Annotated in this window: 26 protein-coding genes; 17 read left to right on the plus strand and 9 right to left on the minus strand. The window is 71.1% G+C overall.

What is annotated here, in order from left to right:
- Positions 1–68 precede the first annotated feature (68 nt).
- Positions 69–923, plus strand: coding sequence for a LysR family transcriptional regulator (locus RGD00_RS05680; protein ID WP_310456325.1), 855 nt, complete (start codon positions 69–71; stop codon positions 921–923).
- Here the strand turns inward: RGD00_RS05680 and RGD00_RS05685 are convergent.
- Complete coding sequence (locus RGD00_RS05685; protein WP_310456326.1) at positions 920–1,888, minus strand: NADPH:quinone oxidoreductase family protein; 969 nt, start codon at positions 1,886–1,888, stop codon at positions 920–922. The genes RGD00_RS05680 and RGD00_RS05685 overlap by 4 nt on opposite strands.
- Before the next feature lie 371 nt (positions 1,889–2,259).
- Here RGD00_RS05685 and RGD00_RS05690 point away from each other — a divergent pair, with 371 nt between their 5' ends.
- The 6 genes from RGD00_RS05690 (at position 2,260) to RGD00_RS05715 (ending at position 8,239) form a co-directional block, all read left to right on the plus strand.
- Positions 2,260–2,616 (plus strand): helix-turn-helix domain-containing protein, encoded by a 357-nt coding sequence (locus tag RGD00_RS05690; protein ID WP_310456327.1) that lies wholly within the window; start codon positions 2,260–2,262, stop codon positions 2,614–2,616.
- Positions 2,617–2,945: 329 nt separating this feature from the next.
- Complete coding sequence (gene hisN, locus RGD00_RS05695) at positions 2,946–3,761, plus strand: histidinol-phosphatase (RefSeq protein ID WP_310456328.1); 816 nt, start codon at positions 2,946–2,948, stop codon at positions 3,759–3,761.
- A 72-nt stretch (positions 3,762–3,833) separates the two neighbouring features.
- Positions 3,834–4,205 carry a response regulator transcription factor gene (locus RGD00_RS05700; RefSeq protein WP_310456329.1) on the plus strand — a complete coding sequence of 124 codons (372 nt, stop codon included), beginning with the start codon at positions 3,834–3,836 and terminating at the stop codon, positions 4,203–4,205.
- 12 nt (positions 4,206–4,217) lie between these two features.
- Complete coding sequence (locus tag RGD00_RS05705) at positions 4,218–4,466, plus strand: hypothetical protein (RefSeq protein ID WP_310456330.1); 249 nt, start codon at positions 4,218–4,220, stop codon at positions 4,464–4,466.
- A 5-nt stretch (positions 4,467–4,471) separates the two neighbouring features.
- On the plus strand, positions 4,472–7,177 hold the full coding sequence (locus tag RGD00_RS05710) for an ATP-binding protein (RefSeq protein WP_310456331.1): 2,706 nt from the start codon (positions 4,472–4,474) through the stop codon (positions 7,175–7,177).
- A gap of 63 nt (positions 7,178–7,240) precedes the next feature.
- A complete protein-coding gene (locus RGD00_RS05715; RefSeq protein ID WP_310456332.1) occupies positions 7,241–8,239 on the plus strand; it encodes a FliM/FliN family flagellar motor switch protein in 999 nt (332 codons plus the stop codon).
- A gap of 588 nt (positions 8,240–8,827) precedes the next feature.
- Here RGD00_RS05715 and RGD00_RS05720 read toward each other — a convergent pair.
- The 4 genes from RGD00_RS05720 to RGD00_RS05735 all read right to left on the minus strand — a co-directional run bounded on the left by RGD00_RS05720 (position 8,828) and on the right by RGD00_RS05735 (position 11,080).
- The gene (locus RGD00_RS05720) at positions 8,828–9,259 is read right to left on the minus strand and encodes a protein tyrosine phosphatase family protein (protein WP_310456333.1); all 432 of its coding nucleotides are present in this window, start codon (positions 9,257–9,259) and stop codon (positions 8,828–8,830) included.
- A 9-nt stretch (positions 9,260–9,268) separates the two neighbouring features.
- Positions 9,269–9,703, minus strand: coding sequence for a DUF6691 family protein (locus tag RGD00_RS05725; RefSeq protein WP_310456334.1), 435 nt, complete (start codon positions 9,701–9,703; stop codon positions 9,269–9,271).
- A 1-nt stretch (position 9,704) separates the two neighbouring features.
- Complete coding sequence (locus RGD00_RS05730; protein ID WP_310456380.1) at positions 9,705–10,130, minus strand: YeeE/YedE family protein; 426 nt, start codon at positions 10,128–10,130, stop codon at positions 9,705–9,707.
- Between the two features lie 86 nt (positions 10,131–10,216).
- A complete protein-coding gene (locus RGD00_RS05735; protein ID WP_310456335.1) occupies positions 10,217–11,080 on the minus strand; it encodes an MBL fold metallo-hydrolase in 864 nt (287 codons plus the stop codon).
- A gap of 172 nt (positions 11,081–11,252) precedes the next feature.
- On the opposite strand from RGD00_RS05735, the gene RGD00_RS05740 reads away from it, so the two are divergent.
- From RGD00_RS05740 to argF, 5 genes are all read left to right on the plus strand, one after another.
- A complete protein-coding gene (locus RGD00_RS05740; RefSeq protein WP_310456336.1) occupies positions 11,253–11,570 on the plus strand; it encodes a TraR/DksA family transcriptional regulator in 318 nt (105 codons plus the stop codon).
- Between the two features lie 12 nt (positions 11,571–11,582).
- Complete coding sequence (locus RGD00_RS05745) at positions 11,583–11,774, plus strand: hypothetical protein (RefSeq protein ID WP_310456337.1); 192 nt, start codon at positions 11,583–11,585, stop codon at positions 11,772–11,774.
- Positions 11,775–11,857: 83 nt separating this feature from the next.
- The gene (locus RGD00_RS05750; RefSeq protein ID WP_310456338.1) at positions 11,858–13,849 is read left to right on the plus strand and encodes an enoyl-CoA hydratase-related protein; all 1,992 of its coding nucleotides are present in this window, start codon (positions 11,858–11,860) and stop codon (positions 13,847–13,849) included.
- Positions 13,850–14,053: 204 nt separating this feature from the next.
- Complete coding sequence (locus RGD00_RS05755; protein WP_310456339.1) at positions 14,054–15,235, plus strand: aspartate aminotransferase family protein; 1,182 nt, start codon at positions 14,054–14,056, stop codon at positions 15,233–15,235.
- A gap of 156 nt (positions 15,236–15,391) precedes the next feature.
- Positions 15,392–16,318 carry an ornithine carbamoyltransferase gene (gene argF / locus RGD00_RS05760; RefSeq protein ID WP_310456340.1) on the plus strand — a complete coding sequence of 309 codons (927 nt, stop codon included), beginning with the start codon at positions 15,392–15,394 and terminating at the stop codon, positions 16,316–16,318.
- Between the two features lie 229 nt (positions 16,319–16,547).
- Here the strand turns inward: argF and hrpB are convergent, their stop codons facing one another.
- Both hrpB and RGD00_RS05770 read right to left on the minus strand, forming a co-directional pair.
- Complete coding sequence (gene hrpB, locus RGD00_RS05765; RefSeq protein WP_310456341.1) at positions 16,548–19,007, minus strand: ATP-dependent helicase HrpB; 2,460 nt, start codon at positions 19,005–19,007, stop codon at positions 16,548–16,550.
- A gap of 7 nt (positions 19,008–19,014) precedes the next feature.
- Entirely contained in the window at positions 19,015–19,734 is a 720-nt protein-coding gene (locus tag RGD00_RS05770; protein ID WP_310456342.1) for a DUF3108 domain-containing protein, read from the minus strand.
- A 162-nt stretch (positions 19,735–19,896) separates the two neighbouring features.
- Between RGD00_RS05770 and meaB the strand changes: the two genes are divergently transcribed.
- The 4 genes from meaB (at position 19,897) to RGD00_RS05790 (ending at position 22,301) form a co-directional block, all read left to right on the plus strand.
- Positions 19,897–20,961: a methylmalonyl Co-A mutase-associated GTPase MeaB gene (gene meaB, locus RGD00_RS05775; protein ID WP_310456343.1), complete on the plus strand. Its 1,065-nt coding sequence runs from the start codon at positions 19,897–19,899 to the stop codon at positions 20,959–20,961.
- A gap of 96 nt (positions 20,962–21,057) precedes the next feature.
- A complete protein-coding gene (rpmB, locus tag RGD00_RS05780; protein WP_310456344.1) occupies positions 21,058–21,345 on the plus strand; it encodes a 50S ribosomal protein L28 in 288 nt (95 codons plus the stop codon).
- 98 nt (positions 21,346–21,443) lie between these two features.
- Complete coding sequence (locus RGD00_RS05785) at positions 21,444–21,794, plus strand: hypothetical protein (RefSeq protein ID WP_310456345.1); 351 nt, start codon at positions 21,444–21,446, stop codon at positions 21,792–21,794.
- 33 nt (positions 21,795–21,827) lie between these two features.
- Positions 21,828–22,301 (plus strand): copper chaperone PCu(A)C, encoded by a 474-nt coding sequence (locus RGD00_RS05790; RefSeq protein WP_310456346.1) that lies wholly within the window; start codon positions 21,828–21,830, stop codon positions 22,299–22,301.
- A 29-nt stretch (positions 22,302–22,330) separates the two neighbouring features.
- Here the strand turns inward: RGD00_RS05790 and RGD00_RS05795 are convergent, their stop codons facing one another.
- Positions 22,331–23,023, minus strand: coding sequence for an NAD-dependent deacylase (locus tag RGD00_RS05795; protein ID WP_310456347.1), 693 nt, complete (start codon positions 23,021–23,023; stop codon positions 22,331–22,333).
- A gap of 91 nt (positions 23,024–23,114) precedes the next feature.
- Entirely contained in the window at positions 23,115–23,420 is a 306-nt protein-coding gene (locus tag RGD00_RS05800) for a hypothetical protein (RefSeq protein ID WP_310456348.1), read from the minus strand.
- 262 nt (positions 23,421–23,682) lie between these two features.
- On the opposite strand from RGD00_RS05800, the gene lepA reads away from it, so the two are divergent.
- Positions 23,683–25,482: a translation elongation factor 4 gene (lepA, locus tag RGD00_RS05805; RefSeq protein WP_310456349.1), complete on the plus strand. Its 1,800-nt coding sequence runs from the start codon at positions 23,683–23,685 to the stop codon at positions 25,480–25,482.
- The last annotated feature ends 103 nt before the right edge of the window (positions 25,483–25,585 follow it).

Raw genomic sequence — 25,585 nt, forward strand, 5'->3', positions numbered from 1 at the left:
CCCCTATCGCAGATCGCGCGATATTTGTGAAATGAATGATTTTGACGTGATGCATCACGAGGTGTGATATGCAGCGCAACCTGGACCTGACCACCCTGCGGTCTTTCGTGGCGGTCGCCGATGCCGGCGGGGTGACGCGGGCGGCGGGTTTCCTCAACCTCACGCAATCGGCGGTGTCGATGCAGCTCAAACGGCTGGAGGACGCGCTCGGCCTTTCGCTGATCGACCGTTCGGGGCGCGGCGTGGCGCTGACGGCGGCGGGGGAACAGTTGCTGGGCTATGCCCGCCGCCTGCTGTCGCTGAACGACGAGGCATTGGCGCGGCTGACCGACCAGGCCTATGAGGGGGAAATCGTGCTCGGCTGCCCCGCCGACATCGTATATCCCGCGATCCCCAAGGTGTTGCGCCGTTTCGCGGCCGAGTTTCCGCGCATGCGGGTGACGCTGATCTCCTCCTACACCCGGCGGCTGCGGCGGTTGTTCGACCGCGGCGAATGCGACCTGATCCTGACCACCGAGGACGATGTGGACGCCGGGGGTGAAACGCTGATCGAATTGCCGCTGGTCTGGATCGGCGCGCCCGGCGGCGTGGCCTGGCGGGCGCGGCCCCTGCCGCTGGCGTTCGAACATACCTGCATCTTCCGCGAGGGGGTGCAGCAGGCGCTGGATGCGGCAGGGATTCCTTGGGTGATGGCGGTGGAATCGGATTCGACCCGCACCATTGAGGCTTCGGTCAGCGCCGATCTGGCGGTGCATGCGCTGGTCGAGGGGGCGGAGCCGCGCTATCTGGAACGCATCCCCCATGGCGGCGCGCTGCCGGAACTGGCGCGCACGCGGATCAACCTCTATGTCGCGCGGCCCGCGAAGGGGACGGTGGTCGAGGACATGGCGGCGATGATCCGCCTCGCCTTCGCCAGCCGCTAGCCCTCCATCGTGACCACCACCTTGCCGGTGGACCGCCGTTCGCGCAGGCAGGCCAGCGCCGCCCCCGCCTCGGCCAGCGGGAAGATGTCGCTGACATGCGGGTGCAATTCGCCCGCCGCGTACCAGCGCAGCAGTTCGGCAAGGCTGCCGGTCAGCACTTCGGGGCGGAAATTCATGTAGCCGCCCCAGTAGAGGCCGATCACGGTCAGGTTCTTGACCAGCAGCAGGTTCGCCGGGATCTGCGGCACCCCGCCGCCGGCGAAACCGATGGGGATCAGCCGCCCCTCGGGCCGGGTGGCGCGCAGGGCGGCCATGAAGGTGTCGCCCCCCACCGGGTCATAGACCACATCCGCCCCGCCGAGCGCCTTGACGGCGGCGCGCAGGTCGGGTTCCGTCGCGCTGTCGATCAGGTGGTCGGCCCCCGCGGCCCGCGCCACCGCCAGCTTGTCGGCCCCGCGCGCGCAGGCGATCACCCGCGCGCCCATGCGCTTGCCGATTTCCACCGCCGTCAGGCCGACACCGCCCGCCGCCCCCGTGACCAGCAGGGTTTCCCCCGGTTGCAGGCGCGCGCGGTGGTCCAGCGCCAGATGGCTGGTGCCATAGGCGATCTGGAACCCCGCGGCCTCGGCAAAGGGCATCGCATCGGGGATCGGCAGCGCGCGCGCGGCCGGGAACACGCCCCATTCCGCCAGCCCGCCGCTGCCCGCGAAGACCGCCACCCGCGTGCCCGGCGCCGGCCCCGCCACCCCGGGACCGAGCGCCGCGACCGTGCCCGCGACCTCCATCCCGAGCGTGAAGGGCGTGGCCGGGCGTTCCTGGTATTCGCCCTTCAGCATCAGCAGGTCGGCGAAGTTCAGCCCGCAGGCGGCGATGCGCACCAGCACCTCGCCCGGCCCGGGTTCGGGGCGCGCGATCTCGCACAACCGGGGGGCGGTGCCGAAAGCCTCGATCCGATAGGCATGCATCTGGAATCCCTCGCCGTTTTTTGCGGCCCGAGGCTAGCGCAGGTGCGGCGGGCTTTCCAGACTGTGCGATTTGCGAAATATGACGTATGGTAAGCTTTGCGAAATGCAATGCAGATTGCGAAGTTTTCTGCGCCTGCGCAATGCCGCCGGCAGGCGCCGGAATCTTTCTGCCGCCGGATGTATTTCTTCAGACATTCTTAACTATTGGTTGTCCATTCTGCCTGCCAGTCCTGACAGGGGTTGCACCGCCCCCCGCGCGCCCCATCGGCGCGGCGGGGGTCGTTCCGATCCCCGAAGGGGCAGAATTCGCGCGGGGTCCGCCGGGTTGGCATGGTTCTTGCTTCAAGAACTGCATGGTCAGGGAGAACGAAATGAAGCACCCGGTGGATGCCCATGTGGGCAAGCGGATCCGTCAGCGCAGATGGATGGTGGGCATGACCCAGCAGCAGCTTGCCGACCGCGTGGGCATCAAGTTCCAGCAGATCCAGAAATACGAGACCGGGATGAACCGCGTCAGCGCCTCGCGGCTCTACGAGATCGCCGAGGCGCTGGAAGTGCAGGTCAACTTCTTCTTCGAGGGGCTCGAGGCCGGCGAGGCGCCCGAGACCGAAAACGACTACCTTGCCGACCGCGAGGCGATGGAACTGGTCCGCATCTACTACAACATCCCCGAGGCGCAGCGCCGCCGCCTGTTCGACCTCGCCCGCGTCCTGGGCGAGGCCGCCTGACCCCCCGCCCGCCCCCGCCCGGCGGCAGGGCCAGTGGAAAGGGCAGGAGCCTCCGGCGGGGATATTTGAGGACAGAAAGTGGAGAGGGCCGTGCCGTCGCCCGGCGGCGATGAAGAGGCGGGCGCGCCGCGCGGGGATATGCGGCCTGCCCGAAGATGTGCGGCGGTGCCTGTCCTGCCGTTCTGCACTTTCTGTCCCTAAATATCCCGGGGGTCCGGGGGCTGGCCCCCGGCGCTGCCCGCAACAACAGGCACCCCGCCGCTCGGGACCCCGCCTTGACCCGCGGGCGGCGGCGCAGTAGCCGGGGATGTCAGCACAGGGGGGCAGGGATGCGGGTCAGCGGGGAAGAGGCGGCGGAACTGGCCGCCGTGGCCGAAGAGCTTGCCGATGCGGCGCGGGTGGCGACGCTCGACTGGTTCCGCCGCCCGGATCTGGCCGCCGAGACCAAGCTGGCCGGCGGTTTCGACCCCGTGACCGCCGCCGACCGCGCCGCCGAGGACCGCATGCGCGAGATCCTCGCCCGCCGCCGCCCGCAGGACGCCGTCCTAGGCGAGGAGCGGGGCCGGACCGAGGGCACCAGCGGGCTGACCTGGGTGCTGGACCCGATCGACGGTACCCGCGCCTTCCTGTCGGGCGCGCCCACCTGGGGGGTGCTGATCGCGGTGTCGGACGCGCGGGGGCCGCTTTACGGCATCATCGACCAGCCCTTCATCGGCGAGCGGTTCCGCGGCGGCCTGGGCCGGGCCGAGGTCGCGGGGCCGCGGGGCCGCCATCCGCTGGCCGCGCGGGGGGCGCGGGGCCTCGACCAGGCGATCCTCTTCACCACCTTCCCCGAGGTCGGCACGCCTGCCGAGGGCGCGGCCTTCCGGCAATTGTCGCAGCAGGTGCGGCTGACCCGCTATGGCCTTGATTGCTATGCCTATGCGCTGGTTGCCGCCGGCCAGATCGATCTGGTGGTCGAGGCCGGGTTGCAGCCCTATGACATCCACGCCCCCATCGCGGTGATCGAGGCCGCGGGCGGCATCGTCACCGACTGGCGGGGGGGCCCCGCGCAGCATGGCGGGCGGGTGCTGGCCGCGGCCAATGCTGACGTCCATGCCGCCGCGCTTGCCATCCTGTCGGGCGCGGATGCAGAGGGTTTTTGACAGTCCCCGGCGTTTCGTTTCATAGTCCCGCCAATGGCCACGCCGAAAGGGCGGGCGGCAGGGGGGAAGCGGATGGGCAGGCATGTGCTGCTGATCGAGGACGAGCCGCATATCGCCGAGGCGATCCGTTTCATCCTGATCCGCGACGGCTGGACCGTGGCGAGCCACGACCAGGGCACCGATGCGCTGGATGTCGTGCGGGCGGAACGTCCCGATGTGCTGATCCTCGACGTGATGCTGCCCGGCCGGTCGGGCTATGACATCCTGCGCGCGCTGCGCGCCGAACCCGCGACCGCCGCGCTGCCGGTGCTGATGCTGACCGCGCGCGGGCAGGAACGCGACCGCGACATGGCGGCGATGGCGGGGGCGAGCCGCTTCATGGCCAAGCCCTTTTCCAATGCCGAGGTGCTCGCCTCGGTCCGCGCGCTGGTGGGCGAGGGCTAGGGGGGCGGGCGAATGGCGAAGCGGCCGCTCTACCTTGCCCGCGCCTCGTACCGCCGGCACCGGCTGATCGACGCGGCGCGGCTTTTGCCGGTGCTGGGGGCGGTGCTGTTCATCCTGCCCGTGCTCTGGGCGCCGCGGCCGGGCGAGGTGCGGTCGTTGGCCACCGATGGGCTTTACGTCTTTGCCGCATGGGGGCTGCTGATCCTCGGCGCGCGGCTGCTGGTGCGGGCGCTTTCCGCCCCCGGGGGCGAGGGGGACTAGGGCCCATGCCCTTCAACATCCTGATCCTGGCCTGCCTCGGCTATGTCATCCTGCTGTTCCTTGTGGCCTTCGGGGTGGAACGGAAATCGGCCGGGGGCGCGGCGCCGCCCTGGCTGCGTTCGCCGCTCGTCTATACGCTGTCGCTGTCGATCTATTGCACCGCCTGGACCTTCTATGGCGCGGTCGGCTATGCCGCGCGGTCGGGGCTGGAATTCGCGACGATCTATCTGGGCCCCACCGTGGTGTTTCTCGGCTGGTGGGTGCTGCTGCGCAAGCTGGTGCGCATCGGCAAGACGCAGCGCGTGACCTCGATCGCCGACCTGATTTCCTCGCGCTATGGCAAGTCGGCGCTGCTGGGTGTGCTGGTGACGCTGCTCTGCGTCGTGGCGGCCACGCCCTATATCGCGCTGCAATTGCAGTCGGTCACGTTGTCCTTCGCCGTCTTCGCCGCCGACAGCCCCACCAGCCAGGACATGCCCGACCGCGCCTCGACCGCCGTCTGGGTGGCGGCGGGGCTGGCGGTGTTCACCATCCTTTTCGGCACCCGCAATCTGGATGCCAACGAACAGCACCCAGGCGTCGTCACCGCCATCGCGGTCGAGGCGGTGGTCAAGCTGGTGGCGCTGCTGGCGGTGGGGGTCTGGGTCGTCTGGGGGCTCGGCGGCGGGCCGCTGGCGGTGATGGAGCGCATCGACGCCTCGCCGCTGGCGCATTGGGACCTGCACCCCGACCGTTGGGTGGGGCTGACCTTCCTGTCGGGGGCGGCGATCCTGTGCCTGCCGCGGATGTTCCAGGTGCTGGTGGTGGAAAACGCCGACGAAAACCACCTGGCCACCGCCGCCTGGGCCTTTCCGCTGTATCTGTTCCTGATGAGCCTCTTCGTCGTGCCCATCGCGGTGATCGGGCTCGACCTGCTGCCTGCGGGGTCCAACCCCGACCTGTTCGTGCTGGCCCTGCCGCTGAGCCAGGGCCACGGGGGGCTGGCGATGCTGGCCTTTCTGGGCGGGTTTTCGGCCGCGACCTCGATGGTGGTGATGGCGGCCATTGCGCTCGCCACGATGGTGTCGAACCATATCGTCATGCCGCTCTGGCTCTGGCTCGGTGCGCGGCGGGGGGCAGAGGCGGGGGAACTGCGCCGGCTCGTCCTCGTGTCGCGGCGTCTGTCCATCGCGGGGATGATGGCGCTCGGCTATGGCTATTACGCGCTGTCGGGCGGGGGCGGGGCGCTGGCGGCCATCGGGCTGATTTCCTTCGTCGGCGTGGCGCAGATGCTGCCGGCGCTTCTGGGCGGCATCTTCTGGCGCGGGGCGACGCGGGCGGGCGCGCTGGCCGGGCTGGTGGTGGGGGCGGGGCTGTGGCTCTATACGCTTTACCTGCCGTCCTTCGGGCCGGGGGCAGTGCTGCCGCACGGCCTGTTGCAGGCGGGCCCCTGGGGGATCGCGGCGCTGCGCCCGCAGGCGCTGTTCGGACTGGCGGGGATGGACCCGCTGATCCATGCGCTTTTCTGGTCGCTGGCCGCCAATACGCTGGTGTTCTGCACCGTGTCGCTGCTGACCTTTCCGGGGCCTATGGAACGGGTGCAGGGCGTGCAGTTCGTGCGCGTCTACGACCGCGACGCGGCCCCCATGCGCGGCTGGTCCGCGGGCCGCGCGGGGGCGGAGGACCTGCTGGTCTTCGCCCGCAGCCTTCTGGGCGAGGACGAGGCGCTCGCCTTCTTCGCCGCAGAGACCGACGCGCAGGGCAAGACCGGTTTCCTGCCCGACATCACCCCCGATTTCCTCGCCCGGCTGGAACGGCGGCTGTCGGGGTCGGTCGGTGCGGCCACGGCCCATGCGCTGCTGGTGCAGATCACCGGGGCGTCGGCGGTCACGGTCGAGGATCTGATGGCGGCGGCGAACGAGACCGCGCAGATCATGGAATATTCCGCCCGGCTGGAGGCGCAGTCCGAAGAACTGTCCCGCACCGCCCGCCAGCTGCGCGAGGCCAACGACAAGCTGACCACGCTGTCGGTGCAGAAGGACGCCTTCCTGAGCCAGATCAGCCACGAACTGCGCACCCCCATGACCTCGATCCGCGCCTTTTCGGAAATCCTGATGGAAGGGGGCCTGCCGCCCGAGATGACGGCGCGCTATGCCACCATCATCCACGAGGAAACGATCCGCCTGACGCGGCTGCTGGACGACCTGCTGGACCTGTCGGTGCTGGAAAGCGGCACGGTGCAACTGTCGATCCGCAGCGCGAATGTGCAGGACCTGATCGCGCGGGCGCTGACGGCGACGGGATCGACCGGGGCGGGGCGGGGGTTCGCCATCCACCGCGATCCGGCGGCCGAACAGATCGCCGTCACCACCGACCCCGACCGGCTGTGCCAGGTGTTCATCAACATCATCGCGAATGCGCGCAAATACTGCGACGCGCCGCGGCCGGAACTGCGGATCTCGGTGCGCCGGCGGGGCGACCGGGTGCAGGTCGATTTCGTCGACAACGGATCGGGCATCCCCGAATCGGCGCAGGCGCTGATCTTCGAGAAATTCGCCCGCCTGACCGACCAGCACCGCGCGGGGGGCGCGGGGCTCGGCCTCGCGATCTGCCGCGAGATCATGGTCAATCTGGGCGGCGGGATCGACTATATCCCCGGCCAGGGCGGTGCGGGGTTCCGCGTGGTGTTTCCGCTGGCGATTTCGCCGCAGGCGGTGAAACGCGCGGGGTAACGGTTTCGTAACCCCCTGCTGGCAGGAAGGGGGCAGGGACGGCGAACCGGGGGACAGCGGCGCATGGCGGCAGGCGGCAGGGATGCGATCCGGCGCAAGATCGGCGCGGCGCAGACGGCGGGGATGCAGGGCGACGGGGGCGCCGAAACCGGCGCGCGCGCCTGGCGGCTGTCGCTCGGCCGCGCGGCGCAGGCGGAACTGGGCCTGGCGCTGGAGGTGACGGCGCTGGCCGAAGGGCGGCGGTCGCTGCCCGAACTGCTGGAACTGCTGCCCGAACGCGCGCTGCTGGCGGTGCTGGAAGGCCCGCGCGACGGGCTGGGGGTGCTGGCGCTGTCGCCCGACCTCCTGGCCGCGGTGATCGAGATGCAGACGATCGGCCGGCTCGCCCCCGTCCCGCCCCTGCCGCGCCGGCCGACGCGGACGGATGCGGCGATGGCGGCGGGGCTGATCGACCGCGCGCTGGCCGATCTGGATCAGGCGCTGGCGGAGGTGGAGGATAGGGTCTGGGCGTCGGGTTTCCGCTATGCCTCTTTTCTGGAGGACGCGCGCCCCCTCGGCCTGATGCTGGAGGATCAGGCCTATCGCACGCTGTCGGCCACGCTCGACATCGGCGCGGGGCTGCGGCAGGGGGCGGCGCTGCTGGCGTTGCCCGCCGCGGGCCGCGGCACCCGCCCCGCCACCCCCGCCCCGGCGCCCGGCGCAAGGGCAGGGGCGGCGCAAGCCCGCGCCTGGACCGCGGGGATGGAGGCGGTGGTGATGGCCACGCAGGTGCGGCTCGACGGCGCGATCGCCCGCATCCGCCTGCCGCTGTCGGCGGTCCTCGGGCTGGCGCCGGGGGCGGTGCTGCCCCTCGGCGCGGCGGCGCTGGACGCGGTGGCGCTGGAAACCGCCGATGGCGGGCGCATCGCACTGTGCCGCCTTGGCCAGAACCGCGGCCAGCGCGCCCTGCGCCTGACCCGGGTCGAGGATCTGCCGGTTCCCCCCGACACCGCCGCCGCACCCCCCAGACCCGCCGCCGTCCCCACCCCCGCCGCCCCCGCGCCCCTCGCCCGCAGCGCGTGAGGATGCGGCCTGCGGGCGGGGGGCGGTGCCGGGTTTGCAAGTACGGGGGAATGCTGCGCAGGGCGCGGGGGAGTATTTGAAGCAAGATGAAGCCGCGTGCCGCCATGCGAAGGCTCCCTGTCTTCACCGTGACCTGAATATCCCCGCCGGAGGCCGCCGACCTGCCCGCCCGCGGGGCCGTTCGATGAAAGGGAGAGGGTAGCGCCGGGGTGCTGCCCGTGGCCTGCTGGTTCTCGAACCCGTGGCGTACCATCCGGCGCCCCGGGGTATTTGGGAAAGGATGAAGCTGCCGGGGGCGGAGGAGGGGCCTGACTGTTTCACCGGCAGGGGACGACCCGTCCGGGTCGGCGCGACGGGGCGCGGTCGAGGGGTGCCCGGCACGGGAGGCTTTCGGTGCGCGTATCTGGGGCCGCCGGGGCTTGCCGGTTGCCGGTCCCCGCGGCCTGCATCTTCAGGCTGGGTTCAAATATCCCCGCCGGAGGTTCCTGCGCTTTCCGTTGGCGCAGCCGCCGGGCGGGTGGGGGCCCTCTGTTCATGTGCCCCCGCACGGCCCCGGGCGGTCGTGCCATCCCGGGCGCAGGGCCCGGTTCAGCCGCGGCCGGCGGCCAGGGTTTCGATCTGCGGGCGGCAGGGTTCGAGGTTGTAGCCGTGGCGCGCCGGCAGGCCGATCAGTTCGTCCGCCGGGCGGCGGCCGGCCTGGCTCAGCGCCCAGACGATGGACGAACGGTTGCCCGAGGCGCAATAGGCCAGCACCGGCCCGGGGGCGGCGGCGATGGCCGCGCCCTGCGCCTCGACATTGGCGAGCGTGATCGCCCCGCCCACGACATGGTTGACCACGAAGACCAGCCCCGCCGCCTCTGCCGCCGCGCGCATCACCCCGGTGTGTTGGCTGGGGGGGATTTCCGCGTCCGGGCGGTTGTCGATCACCACCCGATAGCCGGCGGCGGCGATGGCGGCCATGTCCTCGGGGTCGATCTGCGGGCTGACCGCATAATCGGGGGTGATGGGGCGGATATCCATGATCTCTCCTCAGGCGGCGGCAAGCCGGTCCACCTGCACGCGGACCGCGGGTGCGACATACATACCGGCGATCATCGCCGCAAGGAAGAGGGCGCCGCCCCAGCCCCCGAAGGCGATGGAGGCGACGGCCGGCCCGGGGCAAAGCCCCGCGAGCCCCCATCCCGCCCCGAAGAGGACGGATCCCAGCACCAGGTTGTGGCCGAGGCGCGGGTCGGTGCGGTCGGGCAGGGGGCTGCCCAGAAGCCCCGCCTGCCAGTGCCGTGCCACGGCCCAGGCCAGCGCCATCACCCCCACCGCGCCCGCCAGCACGAAGGCGAGCGTCGGGTCCCAGGCCCCGAACACGTCGAGCCAGCCCTGCACCTTCGTCGTGTCCACCATGCCCGAGACCAGCAGCCCCGCGCCGAAAAGCCCCCCGGAAAGGGCGGAAAACAGGTTGCGCAGCATCTCAGATGATCCCCAGCACATGGCGGGCCGTCGCCATCGCGATCCCGCCGGCCAGCAGATAGAACACCGTCGCCACCATCCCGCGCAGCGAAAAGCGCGAGATGCCGCAGACGCCGTGGCCCGAGGTGCAGCCATTGGCCAGCCGCGTGCCGACCCCCACCAGCAGCCCCGCGACCACGATCACCGCCGCATTGCCGGTGATATGCGTGTCCACCGGGCCGAACAGCGCCGCCAGCACCGCCGGCACCGCCACCAGCCCGGCGAGAAACGACAGCCGTTCCGCCCCCGTGGGCCAGCCCGAACGGTCCACCAGCCCGCCGAGGATGCCCGACGCCCCCATCACCCGCCCGTTCACCAGCAGATAGACCGCAGCGGCCGCCCCGATCATCACCCCGCCCAGAAGGCCGAAGATCCATTCTGGAGGTATGTTTTCAACCATGCTTGCCTTCCTGTTGCGCCGTTTCCGGGTGTTGTCGAACGGCGGGCGGCGCTGTGCCGCCCGCCGGCCGGGGCTCAGAGGCCGTTGACCGGCACCTTGAGATAGCTCACCCCGTTGTCCTCGGGTTCCGGCAGATGGCCTGCGCGCATGTTCACCTGCAACGAGGGGATGATCAGCCGCGGCATCGCCAGCGTGGCGTCGCGTTGCGTGCGCAGATGCACGAAATCCTCGCGGCTCTTGCCCGCCCCGACATGGATGTTGAGCGCCCGCTGCTCGCCCACCGTGGTTTCCCAGGCGTAGTCGTCGCGCCCCGGGGCCTTGTAGTCGTGGCCGACGAAGATCCGCGTTTGATCCGGCAGCGACAGGATCTTCTGGACCGAATCGTACATCGTTTCCGCCGACCCCCCGGGGAAATCGCAGCGCGCGGTGCCGAAGTCGGGCATGAACAGCGTGTCGCCCACGAAGGCGGCGTCGCCGACGACATAGGTCAGGCAGGCGGGCGTGTGCCCGGGGGTATGGAGCACGTCGCCCCGCATCTGGCCGATCATGAAGCTGTCGCCCTCGGTGAACAGCCGGTCGAACTGCGATCCGTCGCGGCGGAACCGCGTGCCCTCGTTGAACACCTTGCCGAAGGTATCCTGCACCACGGTGATCTTTTCGCCGATCCCGATCTTGCCGCCGAGCCGTTCCTGAAGATAGGGCGCGGCCGACAGGTGGTCGGCATGGACGTGGGTTTCGAGGATCCAGGCGACCTCGAGCCCTTCCTTGCGCACGAAATCGGCCACCGCATCGGCCGACCGCGTGTCGGTATGGCCCGACGCATAGTCGAAATCGAGCACGGAATCGATGATCGCGCAGGCCCGGCCCTCGGGTTCCTGCACGACATAGGTGATCGTGTTGGTGGCTTCGTCGAAGAAGGCGGAAACCCTGGGGGTCATGGCGGGGTCCTTTCCGGGATGCGTCGGGGTGAATATATGCCCCGGATAAAACATTGCAAGTTGTGAATATGTCTGCCGGCAAGGCGCCGCCCGTTCACCGCCCTTGACCTGAATCAAGGCACCCCGCTACGCTTTCCGGCAGGGTCTTTGCGCACCCGAAAGGACATCTTCCATGACCACCATCGCCGCCCGCAAGGCCCAGCTCGAAGCCCGGCTCGACGACCTGCGCGGCCGCCTGCGGTCCATCGAGGCGGAACTGCAAGGCCACGACACCGCCGACTGGGAGGACCGCGCGACCGAAAGCGAAGAGGACGAGGTGCTGGAGGGCATGGGCGTCTCGGGCGCGCAGGAGATCCGCAAGATCCTCGCGGCGCTGGAGCGGATCGAGGCCGGCGAATACGGCTACTGCACCAAGTGCGGGGCAGAGATCGCGCCAGAACGGCTCGACGTGCTGCCCTTCACCCCCTTCTGTCGCAACTGCGCCGTCTGAAAGGGTCCTGTCATGACTGGAAAGGCTGTCAAACCCGCCCCGCCTCCGCCGGTGGCGGAACCGGAAGATCCTGCGCTGGAAACCATCACCCGGATGATGTTCGAAATGGCCGGGCTCGGCGCGATGCTGAACACGGCGACACCCGCCCCCGCCCCCAAGGCCGAGGATGACGACGAGGCGCGTTTCGACAACATGCCCGTCTGACCTGCGCCGGCCGGGCCCTGCGGGGGCTTGCTTCCCGCTGCCCGACGCGGGTTAATGGCGCGTCACGGCGGGCGAGAGGGCAGATGGGCGGGACGGTGGGGCTGGAACGCGACGGCGATGTCGCGGTGGTGGTGATCGACAATCCGCCGGTCAACGCCTTGGGCCATGCCGTGCGCGCGGGGCTCGACGACGCCTTTGCCGCCATCGCCGCCGAACCCGCCTTCCGCGCGGTGGTGATCCGCGCCGCCGGGCGCGGCTTTCCCGCGGGCGCCGACATCGGCGAATTCGGCAAGCCCCTCCGGCCGCCCCCGCACAACGCGGTCTTTGCGCGCATCGAGGGCTGCGCCCTGCCGGTCGTCGCCGCGATCCATGGCACCGCGTTCGGCGGCGGGCTGGAACTGGCGCTGGCGGCGCATTACCGCATCGCGCTGGCCGATGCCCGTCTGGGCCTGCCCGAGGTGACACTGGGCATCCTGCCCGGCGGCGGCGGCACGGTGCGGACGCCGCGGCTGGTGGGGGCCGAGGCGGCGTTGCGCCTGATGCTGACCGGCCGCCCGGTGACGGCGCCCGAGGCGCTGGCCATGGGCCTGATCGACGGGGTGGTCGAGGACGACCTGCCCGGGGCGGCCGTCGCGCTGGCCCGCCTGCTGGCGGACGAAGGCAAGGGCCCGCGCCCGACCCGCGACCGCGCCGATGGCCTGCGCGACCCCGCGGCCTATGGCGCCGCGGTGGCCGCGGCCCGCCGCGAGGGGCCCGCCGGGGCCGCCGCCCGCATCGTCGATTGCGTCGAGGCCGCGTTGCTTTTGCCCTTCGACCAGGCGCTCGCCTATGCAGAGGCGGCGGCGGACGAGTTGATCGCGACGCCGGAGGCCGCCGCCCTGCGCCATCTGTTCTTCGCCGAACGCCGCGCCGCGCGCCTGCCGGGGCTGTCGGCCGCGCCGCGCCCGCTGGTGCATCTGGGCATCGTCGGGGCGGGCGCGGCGGGGGCGGGGCTGGCGCATGCGGCGCTCTGCGCGGGGCTTTCCGTCACGCTGCTCGACAGCGATCCGGATCTGCTGACGCAGGGGCTCGAACGCATCGCGCGGTTGCAGGAGGGCGCGGTGGCCGCCGGGCGGCTGACCGTGGCGGGCCGCGATGCCGACTGGGACCGGCTGACCGGCGCCACCCGGCCCGAGGCGCTGGCCGGTGCCGACATGGTGGTGGAAACCACCGCCGACGAACCGGCGGCCAAGGCGGCGGCGATGGCGGCGCTCGGCGCGGTGCTGCGTCCCGGCGCGGTGATCGGCACCACCAGCACGCGGCTCGACCTGTCGGCGCTGGCAGAGGCCGCGGGTCGCCCCGCCGATCTGCTGGGCCTCTGGCCCTCGCCGCCGGCAGAGGCCGGGGGGGTGCTGGAACTGGTCCCCACCGCCACCACGGCGGCGGATGTGCTGGCGACGGCGCAGGCGCTGGCCCGCCATCTGGGGCGGGTGGCGATCTGCACCGGGGCGGGCGGCGCGCTGCGCCCGCTGCGCGCGGCGTTCGACCGGGCGTGCGAACTGCTGCTGTTGCAGGGCGCGGCCCCGGCGGCGGTGGACGCGGCCTTCGCGCCCCTCGGCCTGACCCCCGGCCCCTTCGCCCGCGCCGACAGTCTGGGCGCAGACCCCGCCGCCCCCCTCGCCGCCGCGCTGCGCGCCGCGGGCCGGGGCTGGCACCCGCCCGAACCGGGCGAGGACCCCGCGCTCGACGCCCTTCTTGCCGCCGAACGCGCCGCCCGCGGCATCGCGCCCCGCGCGCTGACCCCGGCAGAGATGCGCCTGCAACCGCTCGCCGCGCTCGCCAATGCCGGGGCGCGGCTGGTGGCGGCGGGGGCGGTTCTGCGGCCCTCGGACCTCGATGTGGCGTGGATCGCGGGGGGGCAGGGGTTTCCGCGCGTCTTCGGCGGGCCGATGCACTGGGCCGACACGCTCGGCCCCGTCCGGCTGCGCAACGTGCTGCGCGGGTTCGCCGCCCTCGACCCGGGCCTGTTCGAACCCGCGCCGGTCCTCGACGACCTCATCCGCCAGGGCCGCCATTTCGCCGATCTGGATGACTGAGATCGCCGTTTACAGCGCCCCCGTTTCCCGCTAGGAGCCCGCCATGATCACCCGCGCCGCCCCCCGCTGCCCGACCCGACGCCGACGCCCCCGCGCGTAAGGCCCGATCATGCCGCCCGGCCCCGGGCGCCTCATCCCGACCACCGTTGACACCGGCCCCGCCCTTTGCGACCTCTTGGGCCTCTTTTACGTGGAATTCCGCCGATGATCGCTTCCGTCCTGCCGACCTACAACCGTGCCCCCCTCGCGTTCGAGCGGGGCGAGGGCGTCTGGCTTTTCACCGCCGACGGCACCGCCTATCTGGATCTGGGCGCGGGGATCGCGGTCAACGCGCTCGGCCATGCCAATCCAGTGCTGGTCGGGGCGCTGACCGAACAGGCCGGCCGGCTCTGGCATGTCTCGAACCTCTACCAGATCCCGCATCAGCAGCGGCTGGCCGACCTTCTGGTGGCCAATACCTTCGCCGATACGGTCTTTTTCACCAATTCGGGGACCGAGGCCGCGGAACTGGCGATCAAGATGGCCCGCAAGTACTGGTACGACAAGGGCCAGCCCGACCGGACCGGGATCATCGCCTTCGAGGGCGCGTTCCACGGCCGGTCCACCGGCGCCATCGCCGCGGCGGGGTCGGAAAAGATGGTCAAGGGCTTCGGGCCGCTGATGCCGGGCTTCACCCATCTGCCCTATGGCGACATGGCGGCGCTGAAGGCCGCCGTGGGCCCGCAGACGGCGGCGATCCTGATCGAGCCGGTGCAGGGCGAGGGCGGCATCCGCCCGCTGCCCGACGCCGACCTGCGCGCGATCCGGGCGCTGTGCGATGAAACCGGCACGCTCCTGATCCTCGACGAGGTGCAATGCGGCATGGGCCGCACGGGGCGGCTGTTCGCGCATGAATGGGCCGGCATCGCGCCCGACATCATGATGGTGGCCAAGGGCATCGGCGGGGGCTTTCCGCTCGGCGCGGTGCTGGCGACGGAAAACGCCGCCTCGGGCATGACGGCGGGCACCCACGGGTCCACCTATGGCGGCAACCCCCTGGGCTGCGCGGTGGGCTGCGCGGTGATGGAGGTGATCGCGGACGACGCTTTCCTCGCCGAGGTCCGCCGCAAGGGCGCGCTTCTGCGCCAGCGGCTGGAGGGGCTGGTGGCCACTCACCCCCGGGTGTTCGAGGAGGTGCGCGGCCAGGGCCTGATGCTGGGCCTCAAGTGCAGGGTCCCGAACGGCGATGTGGTGAACGCGGGCTATGCCGAACGGGTGCTGACCGTCGCGGGCGGCGACAATGTGATCCGCCTGCTGCCGCCCCTGAACCTGACCGACGGCGACATCGCCGAGGCGCTTTCCCGGCTCGACCGCGCCGCCGCGCGGCTGGAGGGCGGCGATGCCTGACCGCGCCCCCCGGCCCGCGCGCCGATTTCGGAAAAAGGGCCGCCGACGAACCGGCGCCCGTGCATTTTCTGTCCAGAAATATCCTCGGGGGTGAATGCGCCGCAGGCGCAGAGGGGGCGGAAAGCCCCCTTTCCCCGCCGTTCCGAAAGTAGCGTGATGACCCATTTCCTCGACATCCACACCACCGCGCCCGCCGACCTGCGCGCCATGATCGACAGCGCCCGCGCGATGAAAGAGGCCCGCGCCGGCCGCCCGCGCGGCGCGCCCGACGACGACCAGCCGCTGAAGGACCGCATGGTGGCGCTGATCTTCGAGAAACCCTCGACCCGCACCCGGGTGTCCTTCGACGTGGGCGTGCGGCAGATGGGCGGGCAGACCATGGTGCTGTCGGGCAAGGAAATGCAACTGGGGCATGGCGAAACCATCGCCGATACCGCCCGGGTGCTGTCGCGCTATGTCGACCTGATCATGATCCGCACCTTCGAGGAGATCACGCTGCACGAGATGGCCGAACATGCTACCGTGCCGGTGATCAACGGGCTGACGAACCGCACCCATCCCTGCCAGATCATGGCTGACATCCTGACCTACGAGGAACACCGCGGCCCGATCGCGGGGAAAAAGGTGGTCTGGTGCGGCGACGGCAACAATGTCTGCGCCTCGCTGATCCATGCGGCGGGGCAGTTCGGCTTCGATTTCACCTTCACCGGGCCGCAGACGCTCGACCCCGAGTCGGAATGGCTGGGGTTCGCGCGCGACAAGGGCGTGCGGGTGGCGGTGGAACGCGATCCGGCGAAGGCTGTCGCGGGCGCGGATCTGGTGGTGACCGACACCTGGGTCAGCATGCACGACCCCGAAAGCGCCCGCGAACGGCGCCACAACCAGCTGCGCCCCTATCAGGTGAACGAGGCGCTGATGGCGCGGGCCAAGCCCGACGCGCTGTTCATGCACTGCCTGCCCGCGCATCGCAACGACGAGGTGACGAGCGCGGTGATGGACGGCCCGCATTCGGTGGTCTTCGACGAGGCCGAGAACCGCCTGCACGCGCAGAAGGCGGTGATGCGCTGGTGCCTGGGCGTCTGACCGGACAGCCGGGGCCGGGGTGAACCCCGGCCTGCGGGCGCGGGGGCATCCGCCGGGCGTATGGCCGGGCGGAGAGCTGCGCCTCCGGCGGGAGTATTTATGGCAAGATGAAGCCGCAAGGGTGCGCCCGCGTCTTTCATCGTGACCCGAATATCCCCGCGCGGCGCGGTTGGTCCGTGCCGCCGGGCGGCAGGCGCGGGAACCGCAGGCCGGGGCCTGCCCGGCGTCTTCAGGTGCCGCGCGGTTTCGCGCGCAGGGTCGGGTCGGCGGCGGTCGGGTCTTCGGGCCAGGGGTGGCGGGGATAGCGGCCGCGCATGTCCTTGCGCACCTCGCCGTAGCTGCCGGTCCAGAAGCCGGGCAGGTCGGTCGTCACCGCAATGGGCTTGCCGCCCGGCGACAGCAGCGTCAGCCGCAGGGGGCGGCGGTCGGGGCCGGCCACGGGATGCGCCGTCTGGCCGAAGAGTTCCTGCAACCGCAGTTCCACCCCCGGGGTTTCGGCGTCGTAGTCGATGGGCACGCGGCGCCCCAGGGGCGTGGTGAAATGCGCCGGGAAGGCGCGGTCGATGGCCTGACAGGCATCCCAGCCCAGATGGCCCCTCAGGGCCTCGGTCAGGTCCAGCGCGCGCAGGTCGGCGCGGCTGCGCAGGCCGGCAAGGTGCGGCAACAGCCAGTCCCCGGCCCCCGCCAGCAGGCTGGCGTCGTCCAGCGGCGGCAGGTCCATCCCGGCGGCGCGGCAGGCCTCTGCCCGCGCGCGCAGGCGGGCGGCGGCGGGGGCCCAGGGCAGACCCTCGTCGCGCAGCCCTTCCAGCGCCGCCAGGGCCAGCGCCTCGGGCGGCGCGTCGGGCCAGGTGCGGTCGTCGAGCACCAATGCCCACAGCCGTTCCTGCCGCCGGGCGGTCACGCGGCCTTCGCGGCGGGACCACGCGCAGGTATCCACCCATGCGATCCGGTCGGCGTAGAGCGCGCGCAGTTCGCCTTCCGTCACCGGCACCGCCTGCCGGATGCCCGCCTCGCGCGTGTCGCCGTCGAGGTCGGTCGCCACGATCAGCCGCGCGCCCGCCAGCGGTGTGCCCGGCGCCATCGCCGCGCCCTTGCCGCCCGACAGCACCCACCGCGGCGCATCGCCCTTGCGGCGCAGCCCGATCCGGTCGGGATAGGCCAGCGCCGCCATCGCGCCGGGGGAAAGGGGGGCGCGGCTTTCGGGGGCCATGCGTGCCAGCCGCTTCGCCTCGGCCCGGATCCGCTCTGCCGCATCGGCGTTCACCCGCCAGGGGTGGCGGTCGGCATAGGCGCGGGGGTTTTCCAGCGCCAGCAGGCGCAGGCCCAGATCGGGCGGCGCGCCCGTCAGCGGGTCGCGTTCCGACAACAGCGCCGCCGGCATCGCCGCCTGCCGCCCCGCCGTCAGCAGCATATGCCCGAGCCGCGGGTGCAGCGGCAGCGCCGCCAGCGCCCGCCCGTGATCGGTGATCCGCCCCCCGCCGTCCAGCGCGCCGAGGCGGGACAGCAGCGCCCGCGCCTCTGCCAGCGCGGGGGCGGGGGGCGGGGTCAGGAAGGCCAGCCCCGTGTCCGAGCCCCACAGCGCCAGTTCCAGCGCCAGCCCGGCCAGATCGGCGGCGGCGATTTCCGGCGGCGGATGGGCGGGCAGGGCGCCTTCCTCGGCCCGCGCCCACAGCCGGTAGCAGACCCCCGGCGCCACGCGCCCGGCGCGGCCGCGGCGCTGTTCGGCCTCGGCCCGGCTCACCCGTTCCGTCACCAGCCGGGTCATGCCCGAACCGGAGTCGAACCGCGCGCGCCGCGCCCGGCCTGCATCCACCACCACGCGGATGCCCGGAATGGTCAGCGAGGTTTCCGCGATCGCGGTCGCCAGCACCACCTTGCGCCCCGCCCCACCATCCGCCAGCACCGCGCGCTGCGCGCCGAAGGCCATCGCGCCGTAAAGGGGCAGCACCCGCGCATCCCCGGGCAGGCGGTCGCGCAGGGCGGATTCGACCTGACGGATTTCGCGTTCGCCCGGCAGGAACACCAGCACCCCGCCCTCGGTTTCGGCACAGGCCTGTTCGACCAGCGCCGCGGCCTCGGCCACCAGCCGGGCGGCGGCGGGCAGCGGGCGGGGCAGCCAGCGGGTATCCACCGGAAAGGCGCGGCCCTCGGCCGTCACCACCGGGGCATCGCCCATCAGCGCCGCCACCGGCGCCGCATCCAGCGTCGCCGACATCACCACCACCACCAGATCCTCGCGCAGCGCAGCGCGGCTTTCCAGCACCAGCGCCAGCCCCAGATCGGCGTTCAGCGAACGTTCGTGGAATTCGTCGAAGATCACCGCGCCGATGCCGTCAAGGCCCGGGTCCGACTGGATCATGCGGGTCAGGATCCCTTCCGTCACCACCTCGATCCGGGTGGCGGCGGAGACCTTCGCCTCGCCCCGGATGCGATAGCCGACGGTGCGGCCCACGGGCTCGCCCAGGGTTTCGGCCATCCGTTCGGCGGCGGCACGGGCGGCAAGGCGGCGGGGTTCCAGCATCACGATGCGGCCCTGCACCGCGGGCAACAGCGCCAGCGGCACCCGCGTCGTCTTGCCCGCGCCGGGGGGCGCCTGAAGCACCGCCAGCCCGCGCGCCGCCACCGCGTCCAGCACCGCGGGCAGCACCGCCTCGATGGGCAGCGGAGGGGAATCGTCGGATCGTGTCACCCGACCCTTATCGCCGTTTCAGCGTGGCCTTGCCATAGAGCGTGTCCATCGCCACCTCGACCACGCGCATGCGCCCCTCGCCGGCGGGCGCATAGGTCAGCGTGAAGGGAAAGCGCACCTTTTCCGCCATTTCCTTGTCGGAAAAGCCCGCGATGCGGCGGTATTCGCCCGAACAGGTCACACGCTCGCCCTGCGTGACGGGGGCCGACAGGCGCAGCTCGCTCCGCCGCCGGCCGTCGAACATGGTGACATTGGTGGTGCAGACCTCTGCCGCGGGCACGTCGCGCAATGTGGCGTAAAGCGCCGTGAGCGGATCGACGGTGCCCTTCTGCGTCGCCGGGTCCACGTCGTTGGGGCGCGGCGCGCGCACCGGTGTGGCCGATTCGACCTGCGGCACGCCCCGCACCCACCGCATGACCGAGGTGGACTGCCGCTTGCCGGTATCGGCATCCTCGCGGTAGCGCGCGGGCGACAGGCGGGGGCCCGCCACCGTGCCCTCGACCTCTGCGTCGTAGCGGACCTTGCGCACCATGGCGACCAGCCCGCCGCTTTTCAGCACCCCGCGCACGGCATAGCTGCGCCCGTTCTCGACCCCCGAAAAGGTCAGCTGCCCGGCGGTCAGCCCCCGCAGAACAAGGTCGAACGTGCCCTCGCTGCGGGTCTGGGCCAGCACGGCGGCGGGGGCGGCAAGGGCGATCAGCCCGGTCAGAAGCAATGTACGGATCATGGTTCCTGTCCTCGCCTGTGCCGGCGGTCTCTCGCGTCCCGCCTTCCCGCTGCGGCCCTTTGTCCGGCATGGGGTCTGGACATGGGCATGAAGATGCGTCCAGAAAACCCCCGAGCCGTCAACCGCGATGACAATCGCGTCAGCAGGACCCCGCCGGAAGCCATGACCGACGTGAACGACCTAGCCCTGCGCCTTGTGGAAGGCGACCGCCGCGCGCTGGCCCGCGCGATCACACTGGTGGAAAGCCGCCGCGCCGACCACCGCGTGCAGGCGGCGGAATTGCTGGACCGCGTGGGCCGCACCGGGCGGCAGGCGCTGCGCATCGGGCTGTCGGGCACGCCGGGGGTGGGGAAATCGACCTTCATCGAATCCTTCGGCATGATGCTGGTGGGGCAGGGGCTGCGCGTCGCCGTGCTGGCCGTGGACCCGAGTTCGGCGCGCACCGGGGGCTCCATCCTCGGCGACAAGACGCGGATGGAACGGCTGACCCGCGAACGCGCGGCCTTCATCCGCCCCTCGCCCAGCCAGACCCATCTGGGCGGCGTCGCGCGGCGCACGCGCGAGGCGGTGGCGCTGTGCGAGGCCGCGGGCTTCGACGTGGTGCTGATCGAGACCGTGGGCGTCGGCCAGTCGGAAACCATGGTGGCGCAGATGTGCGACCTGTTCGTGCTGCTGCTGGCGCCTGCGGGGGGCGACGAATTGCAGGGCGTCAAGCGCGGCATCATGGAAATGGCCGACCTGATCCTTGTCAACAAGGCCGATGGCGACCTGAAACCGGCGGCGATGCGCACCGTGTCGGATTACACCGGCGCGCTGCGCCTGTTGCGCCGCCGCCCGCAGGACCCGGCGGATTTCCCCAAGGCCATCCCCGTTTCCGCCCTTGCCGAAGAGGGGCTGGCGCGGGCCTGGGACGAAATGCGCACGCTGGCCGACTGGCGCAGACAGAACGGCCATTGGGCGGCATGCCGCGCCGATCAGGCCCGCCACTGGTTCGAGGCCGAGGTCCGCGACGGCCTGCTCGCCCGGCTGACCGAGGATCCCGGGATCCGCGCCGCCATGCGCGCGATGGGCGAGGCCGTGGCCGACGGCCGCATGGCCCCCGCGGCGGCGGCCGACCGCATGCTCGCCCGCCTGCGGGGACTGGGCGTGGCAGAGGATGCGGCGGGGGACCGGACGGGGGACGGGGCGGGGGATGAATCGCTTGACGCCCCCCGCGTTTGCCCCTAAACGGCGCGGATGATATTCGGGCCGCGCGCACCGCAGGGGCGGCGCCTTTGCCTCTAACGGGTCCGTCAGGGCCGCACGAAGAACAAGGAACTCGACATGTCGCGCGTCTGCGAACTGAGCGGTAAGGGCCCGATGACGGGCAACACCGTGAGCCACGCCAACAACAAGTCCCGGCGCCGCTTCCTGCCCAACCTGAACGAGGTCACGCTGATCTCCGACACGCTTGGCCAGTCGTTCCGCCTGCGCATCTCGGCCGCGGCGCTGCGCACCGTGGACCATCGCGGGGGCCTCGACGCCTTCCTCGCCAAGGCGAAGGACGACGAACTGTCGCCCCGCGCGCTGAAGATCAAGCGCGACATCGAAAAGGCCGGCGCCGCCGCCTGAGGCCGCCCATCCGGGATGACGGGGCCCTGCCGCAGCCGCGGCGGGGCCTTTCGCTTTGGCCCCTTCCGCCGCGTGGCCACCTGGGCTATGGCTGGGGCATGACCCGGCTGCGCCCCCTTCTGACGCTTCTGCTCGCCGCCGCGCTGGCCTGGGCCGGCGTGACGATGGCGGTGGCGCGCGGGCAGGCGCCCATGGCCGAACGGATGGTGATCTGTTCGGGCTATGGCATGGTGGTGGTGGACCTCGACGCAGAGGGCAACCCCGTCGGCCCGGTCCATCTGTGCCCCGACTGCACGCTGGCGCTGCTGCCCGGGCCGCTGGCCGCCCCCGCGGCGCCCCGGCCCGCGCCGCGCCTGCTGCACCGGCTGCTGCCGCCCGCGGCCCCCGCATCGGCCGGAAAGGCGGTGGAAACCCCCCGCGCCCGCGGCCCGCCGCCGGTTTCCCTCTGACCGCAATCCAACCGATCAGAACAGGAAACCGACATGAAACCGATGACTTCGATTCTGGCCGCCGCCGCGCTGGCCCTTTCCGCCCTTGCCGCGCAGGCCCATGACGGGCTGGCGATCAAGGATGCCTATGCCCGCAGCGCCGGCCCCGGCGCGCAGACCGGCGCCGCCTTCATGGTGATCGAGAACCATACCGCCGCCGATGACCGCCTTGTATCCGCCGCCTCGGATGCCGCCGCAAAGGTGGAACTGCACACCCACAGGGAAGAGAACGGCGTGATGAAGATGGTCCATGTCGAGGAAGGCTTCGCCATCCCCGCCCATGGCAGCCACGCCCTTGCCCGCGGGGGCGACCATGTGATGCTGATGGGGCTGACCCGCGACCTCGCGCAGGGCGACACGATCACCGTGACGCTGACCTTCGAGACGGCCGGCGAGATGGTGGTCGAGATCCCGGTGGACAACGACCGCAAGGCCGACCACGGCGGCGCGATGAAGCACAACCACTGACACCGGCAGGGGCGCCCTGGCGGCGCCCCTCAGCCCACCAGTTCCGCCACCCAGTCCGGCACGATCACGCCCGCCGGTCCGAACCGCGCCGCGTCGAAATCGCTGGCGGTGGCCGAAGGCTCCAGATTCAGCTCCAGCGTCCGCGCGCCCGCCTGCGCGGCCTCCTGCACGAAACCGGCGGCGGGATAGACATGGCCCGAGGTGCCGATGGCCACGAACAGGTCCGCCGCCCGCAGCGCCTTCGCGATCCGGTCCATGTGATAGGGATATTCCCCGAACCAGACCACATCGGGCCGCACCGCCCGCGCCGCGCAGGCCGGGCAGGAATCGCCGGGCGCCATCGCCGCGGGTGCAGGCCAGCGCGCCCCGCAGGCTGCGCAAAGCGCCTGCGCCAGTTCGCCATGCATGTGCAGCACATCGCGGCTGCCCGCACGCTCGTGCAGGTCGTCGACGTTCTGGGTGACGATCAGCACCGCGCCCGGCCAGTCCCGTTCCAGCCGCGCCAGCGCGCGATGCGCCGCATTCGGCGCGGCCGCCCGCGCATTCGCCCGCCGCGCGTTGTAGAATTCATGCACCAGCGCCGGATCGCGCGCGAATCCCCCGGGCGTCGCCACCGCGTTCAGGTCGTAGCGGGACCAGAGCCCGTCCCCGTCGCGAAAGGTGCCGAGCCCGCTTTCCGCCGAAATCCCGGCCCCGGTCAGGATGACGATGCGTTCAGCCATGCCGGACACCGCGTGGCTTCATCTTGCCCCAAATACTCCGGGGGTCCGGGGGCTGGCCCCCGGCGCCGCCCTCGACGCAGCCGAAAGCGTCTCAGCCCGCGCACATCCCCTCGGCCGCCGAGATGAACGACCGGTACCGCTGCCAGAACTCGTTGTCGGCGTTGGATTTCGACATGCGCACTTCCTGCGCCTGATGCGGGTCGCGGAAAAAGCCCGCGGCGCGGCGCTGGTCGGCATTGCGCAGCGTCATGTCGGCGGCCTGCTGGATGCAGCCGCAAAGCGCGCGGTTGCCGCGGGATCGGTCGGACTGGATGCAGGCGTTTTCGATCGCGCCCGCGTGAACGGCCACCGGGGCGGTTATCGCCAGCAGCGTGGCGGCAAGGATCAGTTTCTTCATGCTCGTGCCTCTTGGCGCAGGGCAGGGCGATGCCGGCCCCGTCTGGTTCTGACGTCCTGTCTGCCCGTTACCATGCCAAAAAACCGCCCCTCAGGCAACGCGCGCGATGCCGCGCCGGGCCGGGACAAGGGGCTGTGCCCGGGGCGCGCGCCGCCCCAAGATCGGCCATCCCCCGCGCCCGCCCGCGCAGCGAATCACCCGGCCATGCCGTCCCGCTCCAAGCGCCGCTTGACCGGCCCCCAAAACCCGCTCATATGCGCGCATGACCGAGCTTTCGCTGATCCGCAACTTCTCCATCGTGGCGCATATCGACCACGGCAAATCCACGCTCGCCGACCGGCTCATCCAGATGACCGGGACGGTGGCCGAACGCGACATGAAGGAACAGTTGCTCGACAGCATGGATATCGAGCGCGAGCGCGGGATCACCATCAAGGCCAACACGGTGCGGATCGACTATCCCGCGCGCGACGGCAAGACCTATGTGCTGAACCTCATCGACACCCCCGGCCACGTCGACTTCGCCTACGAGGTCAGCCGGTCCATGCGCGCGGTCGAGGGCTCGCTTCTGGTCGTCGACGCCAGCCAGGGGGTCGAGGCGCAGACGCTCGCCAACGTCTATCAGGCCATCGACGCGGGGCACGAGATCGTGCCGGTCCTGAACAAGATCGACCTGCCCGCCGCCGACCCCGAACGGGTGAAGGAGAATATCGAGGACGTGATCGGCCTCGACGCCTCTGACGCGGTGATGATTTCCGCCAAGACCGGCCTCGGCATCCCCGAGGTGCTGGAGGCGATCGTGACCCGCCTGCCGGCGCCCAGGGGCGACCGCGACGCGGCCCTCAAGGCGATGCTGGTCGATTCGTGGTACGATCCCTATCTGGGCGTCGTCGTGATGATCCGCGTCATGGACGGCGTGATCCGCAAGGGCGACCGCATCCGCATGATGCAGACCGGCGCCATCTACGGCATCGACAAACTGGCCGTGCTGCGGCCCAAGATGGTCGACATCCCCGAACTGGGCCCGGGCGAGATCGGCGTGCTGACCGCCTCGATCAAGCAGGTGCGCGACACCCGCGTGGGCGACACGATCACCCATGAACGCAAGGGTTGCGACACGCCGCTGCCGGGGTTCAAGCCCGCGCAGCCGGTGGTGTTCTGCGGGCTCTTCCCCGTCGATGCCGCCGATTTCGAGGCGCTGCGCGACGCCATCGAGAAACTCGCGCTGAACGACGCGAGCTTCACCTACGAGATGGAAACCTCGGCCGCGCTCGGCTTCGGGTTCCGCTGCGGCTTTCTCGGTCTGCTGCATCTGGAGGTCGTCCGCGACCGGCTGGAACGCGAATACGACATCGACCTGATCACCACCGCGCCCTCGGTCGTCTACCACATCCACATGCGCGACGGCACGATGACGGAGTTGCACAACCCCGCCGACATGCCCGACCTGACGCATGTGGACCATATCGAGGAACCGCGCATCAAGGCCACGATCATGGTGCCGGACGAATACCTCGGCGATGTGCTGAAACTCTGCCAGGACCGGCGCGGGATCCAGCTGAACCTGACCTATGCCGGCAACCGCGCGATGGTGGAATACGATCTGCCGCTGAACGAGGTGGTGTTCGATTTCTACGACCGGCTGAAATCGGTGACGAAGGGATACGCGAGCTTCGACTACCAGATCACCGGGTATCGCGAGGATTTCCTCGTGAAGATGTCGGTTCTGGTGAACGAGGAACCCGTGGACGCGCTGTCGATGATGGTGCACCGCGACCGGGCGGAAACGCGCGGCCGGGCGATGGTAGAAAAGCTCAAGGAACTGATCCCGCGCCACATGTTCAAGATCCCGATCCAGGCGGCCATCGGCGGCCGTGTGATCGCGCGCGAAACCCTGTCGGCGATGCGCAAGGACGTGACGGCGAAATGCTACGGCGGCGACGCGACCCGCAAGCGCAAGCTGCTGGACAAGCAGAAGGCCGGGAAGAAGCGGATGCGCCAGTTCGGCAAGGTGGAAATCCCGCAGGAAGCCTTCATCAACGCGCTGAAGATGGACAACTGAGCGTATCCCCCGCGCAGGGCGGCAGTGGCGGGGCAGGCCCCGACTCCCCGATCCCCGAAACATCTATCCATGCAAAACCCCGCCCGACCGGGCGGGGTTTTCC

Origin of the sequence: Ruixingdingia sedimenti (genome assembly GCF_031432425.1) — a bacterium.
In the GTDB taxonomy this organism is placed as follows: domain Bacteria; phylum Pseudomonadota; class Alphaproteobacteria; order Rhodobacterales; family Rhodobacteraceae; genus Ruixingdingia; species Ruixingdingia sedimenti.

Coding starts and splice junctions, on each gene's coding strand:
- RGD00_RS05710 (WP_310456331.1), top strand. CDS start 4,472: ATGCCCTTCAACATCCTGATCCTGGCCTGCCTCGGCTATGTCATCCTG.
- RGD00_RS05770 (WP_310456342.1), bottom strand. CDS start 19,734: ATGATCCGTACATTGCTTCTGACCGGGCTGATCGCCCTTGCCGCCCCC.
- RGD00_RS05715 (WP_310456332.1), top strand. CDS start 7,241: ATGGCGGCAGGCGGCAGGGATGCGATCCGGCGCAAGATCGGCGCGGCG.
- meaB (WP_310456343.1), top strand. CDS start 19,897: ATGACCGACGTGAACGACCTAGCCCTGCGCCTTGTGGAAGGCGACCGC.
- RGD00_RS05685 (WP_310456326.1), bottom strand. CDS start 1,888: ATGCATGCCTATCGGATCGAGGCTTTCGGCACCGCCCCCCGGTTGTGC.
- RGD00_RS05795 (WP_310456347.1), bottom strand. CDS start 23,023: ATGGCTGAACGCATCGTCATCCTGACCGGGGCCGGGATTTCGGCGGAA.
- RGD00_RS05720 (WP_310456333.1), bottom strand. CDS start 9,259: ATGGATATCCGCCCCATCACCCCCGATTATGCGGTCAGCCCGCAGATC.
- hisN (WP_310456328.1), top strand. CDS start 2,946: ATGCGGGTCAGCGGGGAAGAGGCGGCGGAACTGGCCGCCGTGGCCGAA.
- RGD00_RS05745 (WP_310456337.1), top strand. CDS start 11,583: ATGACTGGAAAGGCTGTCAAACCCGCCCCGCCTCCGCCGGTGGCGGAA.
- lepA (WP_310456349.1), top strand. CDS start 23,683: ATGACCGAGCTTTCGCTGATCCGCAACTTCTCCATCGTGGCGCATATC.
- RGD00_RS05700 (WP_310456329.1), top strand. CDS start 3,834: ATGGGCAGGCATGTGCTGCTGATCGAGGACGAGCCGCATATCGCCGAG.
- RGD00_RS05690 (WP_310456327.1), top strand. CDS start 2,260: ATGAAGCACCCGGTGGATGCCCATGTGGGCAAGCGGATCCGTCAGCGC.
- RGD00_RS05740 (WP_310456336.1), top strand. CDS start 11,253: ATGACCACCATCGCCGCCCGCAAGGCCCAGCTCGAAGCCCGGCTCGAC.
- RGD00_RS05755 (WP_310456339.1), top strand. CDS start 14,054: ATGATCGCTTCCGTCCTGCCGACCTACAACCGTGCCCCCCTCGCGTTC.
- RGD00_RS05705 (WP_310456330.1), top strand. CDS start 4,218: ATGGCGAAGCGGCCGCTCTACCTTGCCCGCGCCTCGTACCGCCGGCAC.
- RGD00_RS05680 (WP_310456325.1), top strand. CDS start 69: ATGCAGCGCAACCTGGACCTGACCACCCTGCGGTCTTTCGTGGCGGTC.
- RGD00_RS05735 (WP_310456335.1), bottom strand. CDS start 11,080: ATGACCCCCAGGGTTTCCGCCTTCTTCGACGAAGCCACCAACACGATC.
- rpmB (WP_310456344.1), top strand. CDS start 21,058: ATGTCGCGCGTCTGCGAACTGAGCGGTAAGGGCCCGATGACGGGCAAC.
- RGD00_RS05750 (WP_310456338.1), top strand. CDS start 11,858: ATGGGCGGGACGGTGGGGCTGGAACGCGACGGCGATGTCGCGGTGGTG.
- argF (WP_310456340.1), top strand. CDS start 15,392: ATGACCCATTTCCTCGACATCCACACCACCGCGCCCGCCGACCTGCGC.
- RGD00_RS05790 (WP_310456346.1), top strand. CDS start 21,828: ATGAAACCGATGACTTCGATTCTGGCCGCCGCCGCGCTGGCCCTTTCC.
- RGD00_RS05725 (WP_310456334.1), bottom strand. CDS start 9,703: ATGCTGCGCAACCTGTTTTCCGCCCTTTCCGGGGGGCTTTTCGGCGCG.
- RGD00_RS05785 (WP_310456345.1), top strand. CDS start 21,444: ATGACCCGGCTGCGCCCCCTTCTGACGCTTCTGCTCGCCGCCGCGCTG.
- RGD00_RS05800 (WP_310456348.1), bottom strand. CDS start 23,420: ATGAAGAAACTGATCCTTGCCGCCACGCTGCTGGCGATAACCGCCCCG.